At 53.3% G+C, this 12,377-nt stretch carries 8 protein-coding genes; 4 read left to right on the forward strand and 4 right to left on the reverse strand.

All coding sequences use genetic code 11. The features are described 5' to 3' along the window. Position 1: 1 nt before the first annotated feature. Positions 2-1,969 (forward strand): glycoside hydrolase family 127 protein, encoded by a 1,968-nt coding sequence (locus MNO13_RS01005; protein WP_241939436.1) that lies wholly within the window; start codon positions 2-4, stop codon positions 1,967-1,969. Positions 1,970-2,023: 54 nt separating this feature from the next. Here MNO13_RS01005 and MNO13_RS01010 read toward each other — a convergent pair whose 3' ends face one another. Then, complete coding sequence (locus tag MNO13_RS01010) at positions 2,024-2,893, reverse strand: ROK family protein (RefSeq protein ID WP_121814714.1); 870 nt, start codon at positions 2,891-2,893, stop codon at positions 2,024-2,026. A gap of 179 nt (positions 2,894-3,072) precedes the next feature. On the opposite strand from MNO13_RS01010, the gene exaC reads away from it, so the two are divergent. Further along, positions 3,073-4,611 (forward strand): acetaldehyde dehydrogenase ExaC, encoded by a 1,539-nt coding sequence (exaC, locus tag MNO13_RS01015; protein WP_064542486.1) that lies wholly within the window; start codon positions 3,073-3,075, stop codon positions 4,609-4,611. A 107-nt stretch (positions 4,612-4,718) separates the two neighbouring features. Here the strand turns inward: exaC and selB are convergent, their stop codons facing one another. The 3 genes from selB to MNO13_RS01030 all read right to left on the reverse strand — a co-directional run bounded on the left by selB (position 4,719) and on the right by MNO13_RS01030 (position 8,627). Then, positions 4,719-6,563: a selenocysteine-specific translation elongation factor gene (gene selB, locus MNO13_RS01020; RefSeq protein WP_133522140.1), complete on the reverse strand. Its 1,845-nt coding sequence runs from the start codon at positions 6,561-6,563 to the stop codon at positions 4,719-4,721. Next, a complete protein-coding gene (gene selA / locus MNO13_RS01025) occupies positions 6,560-7,948 on the reverse strand; it encodes an L-seryl-tRNA(Sec) selenium transferase (protein WP_232887257.1) in 1,389 nt (462 codons plus the stop codon). Before selA ends, selB begins: the two co-directional genes overlap by 4 nt. Before the next feature lie 70 nt (positions 7,949-8,018). Next, a complete protein-coding gene (locus MNO13_RS01030) occupies positions 8,019-8,627 on the reverse strand; it encodes a glutathione S-transferase (protein WP_064542492.1) in 609 nt (202 codons plus the stop codon). A gap of 484 nt (positions 8,628-9,111) precedes the next feature. Here MNO13_RS01030 and MNO13_RS01035 point away from each other — a divergent pair, with 484 nt between their 5' ends. Further along, a complete protein-coding gene (locus tag MNO13_RS01035) occupies positions 9,112-11,031 on the forward strand; it encodes a PTS mannitol transporter subunit IICBA (protein WP_064542495.1) in 1,920 nt (639 codons plus the stop codon). 176 nt (positions 11,032-11,207) lie between these two features. After that, a complete protein-coding gene (gene mtlD, locus MNO13_RS01040; RefSeq protein WP_064542498.1) occupies positions 11,208-12,353 on the forward strand; it encodes a mannitol-1-phosphate 5-dehydrogenase in 1,146 nt (381 codons plus the stop codon). Positions 12,354-12,377 lie beyond the last annotated feature (24 nt).

Genomic DNA, 12,377 nt, shown 5'->3' on the forward strand with positions numbered 1-12,377 from the left:
TATGAATCAGCCCGATGTATTACAGGAAGTTGACCTGCACAAACTGAAAGTGACCGATGCGTTTTTGGGCCAGTACCAACGGCTGGTGCGCGATGTGGTGATTCCCTATCAATGGGATGCGTTGAATGACCGCATTACCGAAGCTGACCCAAGCCACGCCATCGAAAACTTTGAGATAGCTGCAGGGCGCAAAGACGGCGAGTTTTACGGCATGGTTTTCCAGGACAGCGACGTGGCGAAATGGCTGGAAGCGGTGGCGTGGTCGCTGTGCCAGAAGCCCGATGCCGAACTTGAAAAAACCGCCGATGAAGTGATCGAACTGATCGAGGCCGCACAGTGCGAAGACGGTTATCTGAATACTTATTTCACGGTGAAAGAACCGACGCTGCGCTGGACGAATCTCGCCGAATGCCATGAACTTTACTGCGCCGGGCACATGATTGAAGCGGGTGTCGCGTTCTTCCAGGCAACCGGTAAGCGCCGTTTACTGGAGGTGGTTTGCCGCCTGGCTGACCATATCGACTGCGTGTTTGGCCCCGGCGTTAACCAGCTACACGGTTACCCCGGTCACCCGGAAATCGAACTGGCGCTGATGCGTTTGTATGAAGTGACCGACAATCCGCGCTATTTAAATCTGGTGAATTACTTTGTTGAAGAACGTGGCGCACAGCCGCATTTCTACGACATCGAATATGAAAAACGTGGGCGTACTTCGCACTGGAATATTCACGGCCCGGCGTGGATGGTGAAAGACAAAGCCTACAGCCAGGCACATGAACCGCTGGCCTTGCAGCAAACGGCGATTGGCCACGCGGTGCGGTTTGTCTACCTGATGGCGGGAGTAGCGCATCTGGCGCGGCTGCATAAAGACGAAGAAAAACGCCAGACCTGCCTGCGTTTGTGGGACAACATGGTGCAGCGCCAGATGTACATTACCGGCGGCATTGGCTCACAAAGCAGCGGCGAAGCGTTCAGCTCGGATTACGATTTACCAAACGACACGGTGTACGCCGAAAGCTGCGCGTCCATCGGCCTGATGATGTACGCCCGCCGCATGTTGCAGATGGAAGCTGACAGCCGCTTTGCCGACGTGATGGAACGCGCGCTGTATAACACGGTGCTGGGTGGAATGGCGCTGGATGGAAAACACTTCTTCTATGTGAATCCGCTGGAAGTGCACCCGAAAACCCTGGCGTTCAACCATATTTACGACCACGTAAAACCGGTTCGCCAGCGCTGGTTTGGTTGCGCCTGTTGCCCGCCGAACATCGCCCGCGTGCTGACTTCGCTCGGCCATTACATTTACACCCCGCAACCGGAGGCGCTCTACGTTCATTTATACGTCGGCAATGAGATGGACGTTCCAGTGGGTAACAAATCTCTGGGGCTGAAAATCAGTGGCGATTATCCATGGCATGAGCAGGTGGAAATAGCGGTGACTTCACCTCAACCCGTGCAACACACCATTGCACTGCGTATGCCGGACTGGTGCTCACAGCCGTCTGTGATGCTTAACGGTGAAACGTGTCAGGGTGAAATGCGTAAGGGTTACTTGCACATCACGCGTACCTGGCAAGAGGGCGATCGCATCGCCATGACGTTACCGATGCCAGTGCGCCGGGTGTATGGCAACCCGCTGTTGCGCCATGTCGCCGGGAAAGTCGCGGTGCAACGTGGTCCACTGGTCTACTGCCTTGAAGAGGCCGATAACGGTGCAGAGCTGCATAACTTATGGTTGCCGAAAGACAGCACATTTAACCTGATTGAGGGCAAAGGCATTTTCGCCCACAAAGTGCTGATTCAGGCCGATGGCCTGTGCATGGCAAGCAAACAGGCTGAACAGCAGGCGCTGTATCACTACGACAAATCTCCAGTCAGCGCGGAGCCAAAAAAACTGACCTTTATTCCGTGGTTTAGTTGGGCAAACCGCGGGGAAGGGGAAATGCGTATTTGGGTTAATGGCGAGTGATGAGACTTTTGTAAGGTGGATTAGCGTAAGCGACATCCACCAAAATCTTGTTATCTACTTCTGCTTCGCCAACCATACCGCTCCGAGCATTCCTGCTTTATTACCGAGTTTGCAGGGGCGAATCGGGACTTTCAGTACATCCCAAAATTTAAAGCCTTCGAGGTGGCGCTCCAGCATCGGATACAGCATTGGCTGGGTGCTGACGCCGCCACCAAGCAAAATGGCTTGTGGATCAAACAGCGATACCACGCTGTAAATGCCGCGCGCCAGGTATTTCACCCAGTTGTCGATAACGCCCTGAATATGCAGATCTGTTTCGGCACGGGCAAAAATATCTCGGCCGTTGATTTTCTCTTCGGCAGGGATGTTCATCTCACGCCGACACGCTTCCATCAGCCCTTTGGCCGAGGCAAGCTGGTGCATATCTTCGCCGTATTTGCCCACCGGCAGTACGCCAAATTCGCCCGCCCTGAAATGGGAGCCACGCATTAATTCGCGGTTGACGATAATGCCGCCGCCGATACCAGTACCAATCGTGATGCAGACCAGCGAGTCATATTCATTGCCCGCGCCCAGCCACATCTCACCGAGAGCTGCACAGTTGGCGTCATTTTCAACGGTGATCGGAAGGTCGGTCAGCGCACCGAAAATCTCCAGTAGGTTGCTGCCATCAAGAAACTCTAGCGCGCCCGCCTTAGGGACATTCCCGGTGTGCGGGTTGATGTATCCGGGGAAGCTGATAGCAATCCCGGCAATTTCATTATGCTGCCGATAACCTGCCACCACACTTTGCCAGGCATCCAGAAACAGCTGCTTGTCGTAGTGGGTGTCATATTCTTCGGCAATCAGCACCTCGCCATCTTCAGTGAACAAACCGTGCTTAACATGAGTACCGCCTACGTCGAAGCCTATAAAGAGGCGCATGAGCAATCCTTGTTGGAAAGGCAAAATTTAAGTATGTATCAAAACCAATAGCCTGCAGGTTGAATACTCCTAATCATTCGATGACTAATCCGTGACCTGTGTCGTAAAGCCTCTAAACACTGGCGAAGAAATCACCACTGCCGACTACGCTTGAGAGTGCAAACGACAAGGAGATACCGATGACAAATAATCCTCCCGATAGCCGAATTATCCCCGGCGAGTATGGTTTCCCACTCAAACTTAAACCGCGTTATGACAACTTTATTGGTGGCCAATGGGTGCCGCCAGTCGACGGCAAATACTACGAAAATCTTACCCCAGTGACCGGCCAGCCGCTGTGCGAGATAGCCAGTTCCAGTAAAGGCGATATCGATTTAGCGCTGGATGCCGCACATGACGCAAAAGCCGGTTGGGGCAGTATGTCTGTTCAGGACCGCGCCAATATCCTGTTCAAAATTGCTGACCGTATGGAACAGAACATTGAACTGCTCGCGGCGGCAGAAACCTGGGATAACGGCAAACCGATCCGTGAAACCAGTGGCGCTGACGTGCCTTTGGCGATCGACCATTTCCGCTATTTTGCTTCCTGCATCCGCGCACAAGAAGGCGGGATCAGTGAAGTTGACGGCGATACTGTGGCGTATCATTTCCACGAACCGCTTGGTGTGGTCGCGCAGATTATTCCGTGGAACTTCCCGTTGCTGATGGCGAGCTGGAAAATGGCTCCGGCACTGGCGGCAGGTAACTGCGTCGTGTTGAAGCCAGCGCGTCTGACGCCGCTGTCAGTTTTGTTGCTGATGGAGCTGGTGGGCGATTTACTGCCGCCGGGTGTTATCAACGTGGTGAATGGCGCTGGTGGTGAAATCGGTGAATATTTGGCGACCTCAAAACGTATCGCCAAAGTGGCATTTACCGGCTCGACGGAAGTCGGACAGCAGATCATGCAGTATGCGACGCAGAATATTATTCCGGTAACGCTGGAGTTGGGTGGCAAATCCCCGAACATCTTCTTTGCCGACGTGATGGATGAAGAAGACGCCTTCTTCGACAAAGCACTGGAAGGTTTCGCGCTGTTTGCTTTCAACCAGGGTGAAGTCTGTACCTGTCCGAGCCGCGCGCTGGTGCAGGAATCCATCTACGAACGCTTTATGGAACGCGCCATTCGCCGCGTTGAGTCTATCCGTAGCGGCAACCCGCTGGACTCGCGGACACAAATGGGGGCGCAGGTTTCACAAGGGCAGATGGAAACCATCCTCAATTACATTGATATCGGCAAGAAAGAGGGCGCGGATGTGCTCACTGGCGGGCGTCGTAAAGCACTGGAAGGCGACCTGAAAGCCGGTTATTACCTCGAGCCGACGATTTTGTTTGGTAAAAACAACATGCGTGTTTTCCAGGAAGAGATCTTCGGCCCGGTACTCGCTGTGACAACCTTCAAAACCATGGAAGAGGCGCTGGAACTGGCGAACGACACTGAATACGGCCTCGGCGCAGGTGTCTGGAGCCGTAACGGCAATCTGGCTTACAAAATGGGCCGTGGCATTCAGGCTGGGCGCGTGTGGACGAACTGTTATCACGCTTATCCGGCACATGCCGCGTTTGGGGGTTATAAGCAATCTGGCATCGGGCGCGAAACCCATAAAATGATGCTGGAGCATTATCAGCAGACTAAATGTTTGCTGGTGAGTTATTCCGATAAGCCGTTAGGGTTGTTCTGACGGGTTTGCCAGGGTGGATGAGCGCTAGCGTCATCCACCATTTTTACCTGTTGTGTCGGATGACGCTGGCGCTTATCCGACCTACGAAGCCGGGGGTTGCGTCGTCACTACTCAACCATAAACAACGCCTTATCACGCAGTAAATGGTCGTTGCCACGGCGGCGGGTAAAACCAATGCGGTCGAAATATTCGAGAATTTGCACCGCAAGTTTGCGGCCCACGCCCAGGCTGTCGCGGAAATCTGCCGCGCTGGTGGCACCTTGCGTTTGATCCAGTTCGCGGATCAAATTGGCGAAAACCTGAATCCGATCGTTACGATAATAACGATCTTTTATGATCGCCGTGACCAGCCCAAGTTGGGCGGCAAAGCGCAATAGCTGGCGCATTGCTTGTTCGTCTTGCTGAGTTTCCCGCGCTAAATCGCGTACCCACCATGGCTCATCACCAAATAACGCATCAACTTTTTGCCACACTGCCAGTTGTTCTGCAGAAAAACCCGGTTTGTGATCGGGCAGGTGCAGCCAGCCCTGGCGGCTAGCCAACAATCCTTCCTGACGCATTTTTTCTATCAGCGCCAGAACCAATGGTTCATCTTCACTCGGTAGTGCCATGCGGCGCAGGCGCTCGCGACCAGGGCCGGGTTGGTCATCATGCTGTTGATGATAACGTTCGAGAGTGTCGAGCAGTTTTTGTTTCCAGCGGGCGGCCATTTCATCGCTGAGCAAGCTGTTACCCGCGCGCAAAAAATCGGGATGGGTCAGTAATTCCTGCAATCCCTGGGTCGTCAGTTGCCGTGCCCAGGCGAAGTCAGTTAGCGTGACGGCGCTGCGCTGCAAATGAATATCGAGCGTCTGGCGGTCAGTTTCCGCATGTTTAAGTTGCTGTAACCACGCCAAAAATGCGGGCTGACGTTTACCACGGCGTGGTGCATGCAGCAGTATTGCGCGCGCACCTGCAAGCGTAACCCGAGCACTAATATCACGCAGTACCAGACGGTCGTTTTCGGCAAGCCACAGCGGGACATCTAAAACCAGTTCGGCAAGGTCATCTTCCAGTAGCGATATACGTCCGGTGACGTGGCTGGCAGCGTGGTGAATATGCAGCGGTTGCCATTGTTGTAGTGGGGCGTGGCTTTGCAACTGAACAATCACCCGCTCTACCGGTTGCAGGGGTTTTTCAGCCAGTAACCAGTCGCCGCGTTTGATATCGAGCTTTTCCGCATCGCCGCTGATATTGAGCGCGATACGCTGCCCGGCACAGGCGGTGTCAGTTTTGCTGTTTTGCGCATGCAGCCCGCGCACGCGCATCGGTTTATCGGCACCTGTTAGCCACAATGAATCGCCCACCTTCACTTCGCCACTTAACGCCGTGCCGGTCACTACCAGGCCAGAACCTTTCACGGTAAAAGCGCGGTCAATGGCGAGGCGGAAGCGGTGCTGACGCGGATGTGCACGTTCGGGCAATGAAAGGAGGTGCGCACGTAGTTCGTCAATTCCGCTACCACTGGTGGCAGCGGTGACAAATAAAGTGGCATCTTGCCAGCCAAATTCACTGAGTGTTGCTAGTACGGCTTCGCGCACTTCATCAATACGCGATTCACTCACGCGGTCGGCTTTGGTTAAGGCGACAGTGAGCGACGGTTTCCCGGTTAATTGCAGGATGGCCAGATGCTCGCGTGTTTGCGCCATCACTCCGTCATCGCATGCCACCACTAACAGCGCGTGATCGATGCCACCCACGCCCGCCAGCATATTGGCGAGGAATTTTTCATGTCCTGGCACATCAATAAAACCAGGAATGCGGCCATCGGGTTGCGGCCAGTAGGCGTAACCGAGGTCGATAGTCATGCCGCGTTTTTTTTCCTCTGGCAGACGGTCAGCATTCACGCCAGTTATGGCTTGCAGCAGGGTGGTTTTGCCGTGGTCAACGTGACCGGCGGTGGCAATAATCATCGGTTCAGGCTCTCCATGAAACCAGCTTCATCTTCCAGGCAGCGTAAATCCAGCCATAAACGCCCATCGTTGATGCGGCCAATAATCGGTGTGGATGAATCGCGCAGGTTCTCTACCAGCGTGTTTAGCGTGGTGCCGCGGCCATCTTTTGGTGTGAAAGTCAGCGCTGAGCTGGGTAAGCGGTCAACCGGTAGCGATCCGCTGCCAATTTGCGATAAGCAAGGCTCGACGCAAACAGTAAACTGCTCGCCATATTTACCCTCAAAAGCAGGCAACAGACGCTGTGCAAGGTCTGTGATTTCACTGGCATCACGCGTTAACAGGCGTAATGTCGGCAATCTTTCAACCAGCGTTTCTGGATGTTGATACAGACGTAATGTGGCTTCCAGTGCCGCAAGTGTCATTTTATCGGCGCGCAACGCGCGTTTGAGAGGATGTTGCTGAATGCGGGCAATCAGCTCTTTTTTGCCAACGATAATGCCCGCTTGAGGACCACCAAGCAGTTTGTCGCCGGAGAAACTCACCAGGCTTACGCCTGCGGCAATTAGCTGTTGCGGCATCGGTTCTTCCGGCAAGCCCCACTGGCTGAGATCAACCAGTGAACCGCTACCGAGGTCAGTCACAACAGGAATGTTCAGCTCGTTGCCTAGCTCGACAAGCTCGGCTTCGTCGACTGCTTTAGTAAAGCCCGCAATTTGGTAGTTACTGGTGTGGACTTTCATCAGTAACGCGGTGTTTTCACCGGCGGCCTGACGGTAGTCTTTCAAATGTGTGCGGTTGGTGGTGCCGACTTCGACCAGCTGGCAGCCTGCCTGGCGCATCACATCCGGGATACGGAATGCTCCACCGATTTCCACCAGTTCACCACGAGATACCACGACTTCTTCGCCACTGGCGCAGGCCGCCAGCATCAACAGTACCGCCGCCGCGTTGTTATTGACGATGCAGGCATCTTCCGCACCGGTCAGCTCGCAAAGCAGGGATGCCAGCGCTTTATCGCGATGCCCACGTTCCGCGCCGTCTAAGTCATATTCCAGCGTGACGGGAGTGCGCATCACTTGTGTCACAGCTTCAATTGCCGCTTCAGACTGCAATGCACGGCCAAGATTGGTATGCAGTACCGTGCCCGTCAGGTTAAACACCGGCTGCAATGCGCTGCGCAGGCCCGATTCAAGACGTGCCTGCACTTGTGCTGCCCAATCGTCATTCCAGTCAGGCAGTTGTTCCTGAGTGCGGATATGTTCGCGCGCGGTTTCCAGCATCGTTCGTAAGGTATTAACCACCTGAGAGTGGCCAAAATTGCGCAGTACCTCGCAAAATGAGGCATCACGTAACAGTTTGTCGATGGCAGGAAGTTGGCTGTACAAGGTGCGATGGGTAGTCATAACAAGCCGCAGAGTGGTGAAATTTCGCATTAGTTTACAGGGGGAGTTGGCCCCCTGTCATGGCGGGAGATCATGCTGTTGGCGGTTCTGTCCTGGCAAAACTTTCCCGTTCGAAAAGTTTCTCGACCAGTTTCACCAGATGTGGCCGCTCTACACACCAGCCTGGGGAAACGCGGCGGAAATTGAGATATCCCACTGCACATGCCACCGCAATGGTTGCCACACACAGGTTTTCGGCATTCAGTTTTTTATCTGCGGCGTATTGTTCGAGCAGCGTCAGGCCACGGCTAATTTTTTCCCGTTGGCGGAGCAGTTCGACTTCAGATTGCTGTTCGATTGGGCGCTGGCGTTCGCGTACTGAAACCAGAGCGGCATCCATGATGCCATCGGCAAGGGCCTCCATTTGGCGCATTTGTAATGCGGCTTGAGGCTCACGCGGGATAAGAGTTGGGGCAATATTCAACAGCTCGAGGTATTCCGCAATCACCGGGGAGTCGAACCAGTATTCGCCCTCGTCGGTGACCAGCGCAGGCACTTTGCCCAGCGGATTGTAATGGGGCGTGGTGCTTTCGGATGTCCACGGGTTGTCGTTTACGAATTCAAAAGTGATGCCTTTTTCCAGCAGTATCACCGATATTTTGCGCACATACGGGCTGGTGTAATTACCGATAAGTTTCATTACATCGTCCATTTTTAATCGACAAACGGTAAGTATGGATCAGGATGCATGAAAAAGTAGTGAAGAGTCGCCTGCCGCTGCGCTGTAATTTTATAACAAAATGAAATGACCGCTTTCGCGATGACTGCCCTGGAGAGCAGTAGGAAAATTTCGATGAAGATATTTTGTGATTAATGTCACATATAAATAACAAAGTGATAATCGAGAAATGTGATTTTAATCACACACATGGGTCAATTCAGCGCAAAAAATAGCTGCTGTGTTTTTTTTACACATCAATTATGTGATCAAGATCTCCTGATTATGCTTCGTTACACCCAGTGATGAGTGATCTGCATCACATAAAATCCCGTGTACTGGACAGCTTAACGATTCAGTGCCAGATTCGCCTCACTTAGAGCATCTGGCAGCACTGCTTGCCACCACATTAACAATAAACCTCGGGCTGCTTTTTCAGCACGTGAACACAATAAGGGGTGTGCGTATGTCATCCGATATCAAGATCAGAGTGCAAAGCTTTGGTCGTTTCCTGAGTAACATGGTAATGCCAAACATCGGCGCATTTATCGCCTGGGGTATTATCACGGCGTTATTTATTCCAACTGGTTGGTTGCCAAGCGAGACACTGGCGAAACTGGTTGGCCCGATGATTACTTACCTGCTGCCGTTGCTCATCGGTTTTACCGGTGGTCGCTTAATCGGTGGCGACCGTGGTGGTGTGGTCGGTGCGATCACCACTATGGGTGTTATCGTCGGTGCGGATATGCCGATGTTCCTCGGTGCAATGATTGCCGGTCCTCTGGGTGGTTGGGCAATTAAACATTTTGACGCATGGGTTGATGGCAAGATCAAATCCGGCTTTGAAATGCTGGTGAACAACTTCTCCGCTGGCATCATCGGTATGATTCTGGCGATTCTGGCGTTCATGGGTATCGGCCCTGCGGTTGAAGTCCTGTCCAAAATTCTGGCGGCGGGCGTTAACTTCATGGTTGTCCATGACATGCTGCCGCTGGCGTCTATCTTCGTAGAACCTGCGAAAATCCTGTTCCTGAACAACGCAATCAACCACGGTATCTTCTCGCCGCTGGGTATTCAGCAGTCCCACGAGCTGGGCAAATCAATCTTCTTCCTGATTGAAGCAAACCCTGGCCCTGGTATGGGCGTGCTGATGGCGTACATGTTCTTCGGTCGCGGTAATGCTAAGCAGTCTGCGGGCGGCGCGGCAATCATCCACTTCCTGGGCGGTATCCACGAAATTTACTTCCCATATGTGCTGATGAACCCACGTCTGATCCTCGCCGTTATTCTCGGCGGTATGACTGGCGTGTTTACGCTGACTATTCTGAACGGCGGCCTGGTTTCTCCGGCATCTCCGGGTTCAATACTCGCGATTCTGGCGATGACGCCAAAAGGTGCTTACTTCGCTAACATCGCGGCAATCGTTGCGGCAACAGCCGTGTCCTTCGTGGTTTCTGCCATCTTGCTGAAAACAAGCAAGGTTAAAGAAGAAGACGACATCGAAGCAGCGGCTCGCCGTGTGGAAGAGATGAAAGCTGAATCCAAAGGTGGCGCTACGCCACTGGCGGTCGGTGCTGGTCTGTCTAACGACCTCAGCCACGTACGTAAAATCATCGTAGCGTGCGATGCAGGCATGGGTTCAAGTGCGATGGGTGCGGGTGTGCTGCGTAAGAAAGTCAGCGATGCGGGCCTGAAAAATATCTCCGTGACTAACTGTGCAATCAACAGTTTGCCGGATGACGTTGACCTGGTGATTACGCACCGTGACCTGACCGAACGTGCGATGCGCCAGGTTCCACAGGCACAGCATATTTCCCTGACTAACTTCCTCGACAGCAGCCTGTACTCCAACCTGACCGAGCGTCTGGTGGCCTCTCATAACCTGAGCGAGAAAGAAGTTAAGGTGATGAGCAGCCTGGAAGACAGCTTTGTGCCAAGCGAAGAAGGGTTGTTCCGCCTTGGTGCCGGTAACGTGTTCCTTGGCCTGACTGCGACAACCAAAGAAGAAGCGATTCGCTTTGCCGGTGAGCAACTGGTGAACGGCGGTTACGTACAGCCTGAATATGTTGATGCGATGTTTGAACGCGAAAAACTGACCCCAACTTATCTGGGCGAAGGCATTGCCGTTCCACACGGTACGGTTGAAGCGAAAGACCGCGTCCTGAAAACCGGCGTTGTGTTCTGCCAGTATCCGCATGGTGTTCACTTCGGTGAAGAACCTGATGATATTGCCCGCCTGGTTATCGGTATTGCCGCTCGCAATAACGAACACATCCAGGTTATCACCAGCCTGACCAACGCGCTGGATGATGAGTCAGTGATTGAGCGCCTGGCTAACACCACCAGTGTTCAGGAAGTGCTCGACCTGCTGGCAGGTAAGAAGTAGCAGTGGTGGTGTGGGTGGCTCCGGTCGCCCTCACCCCGGCCCTCTCCCCCAGGAGAGGGTGAATACCGATCTAGTTCCCTCTCCCTCAGGGAGAGGGTTAGGGTGAGGGTGGTCAGCACCGCATACCTCCTCACCCGAACCCTCTCGGGTGATTCAAATTTAAGAAGGTGAACGACATGAAAGCATTACATTTTGGCGCAGGTAATATCGGACGTGGCTTTATCGGCAAACTGCTGGCAGATGCCGGTATCCAACTGACCTTTGCGGACGTCAACCAAACCGTTCTTGATGCGCTGAACGCGCGCCATAGCTACCAGGTTCACGTGGTGGGCGAGCAAAAGCAAATCGATACCGTTTCTAATGTGAATGCCGTCAGCAGCATCGGTGACGAGGTCGTCACGCTGATTGCAGAAGTTGACCTGGTCACCACGGCTGTTGGACCAGTCGTGCTGGAACGTATCGCGCCAGCAGTGGCAAAAGGGCTGGTTCTGCGTCGCACCAATGGTAATGAAAAACCACTGAACATTATCGCTTGCGAGAATATGGTGCGTGGCACCAGCCAGCTTAAAGCGCATGTGATGAAGGCGCTTTCTGAGGATGATCAAGCCTGGGTTGAGCAGCATGTTGGCTTCGTGGATTCCGCGGTTGACCGCATCGTGCCTCCTTCTGAATCTGCCACTAACGATCCGCTTGAAGTCACAGTTGAAACATTCAGCGAATGGATTGTTGATAAAACTCAGTTCAAAGGTGACCTGCCAAACATTCCTGGCATGGAACTTACTGATAATCTGATGGCGTTTGTTGAGCGTAAACTCTTCACGCTGAATACCGGCCATGCTATAACCGCGTACCTTGGTCAGCTTGCGGGTCTCCAGACCATTCGCGATGCGATTCTCGATGAGAAAATCCGTGCGGTGGTGAAAGGCGCAATGGATGAAAGTGGTGCGGTGCTGATCAAGCGTTATGGCTTTGATGCAGACAAGCATGCGGCCTATATCCAGAAAATCCTCGGTCGTTTCGAAAACCCGTATCTGAAAGATGATGTGGAACGCGTTGGCCGCCAGCCACTGCGTAAATTAAGCGCGGGCGACCGACTGATTAAACCGTTATTGGGCACTATCGAATACGGTTTACCGCACCAATTCCTGGTTAAAGGTATTGCCGCGGCGATGCATTATCGCAGCGAGCAAGATCCACAAGCGCAGGAACTGGAACAATTACTGGCAGAAAAAGGCCCACAAGCAGCGCTGGCTGAAATCTCTGGCCTTGATGCTAACAGCGATGTTGTTGCTGAAGCGGTGAATGCTTATAACGGCAAATAGTGATGCAAAGCGGGTGCAGTAGAC

The sequence above is a fragment of the Buttiauxella ferragutiae genome, assembly GCF_022637515.1.
GTDB classification, from domain to species: domain Bacteria; phylum Pseudomonadota; class Gammaproteobacteria; order Enterobacterales; family Enterobacteriaceae; genus Buttiauxella; species Buttiauxella ferragutiae.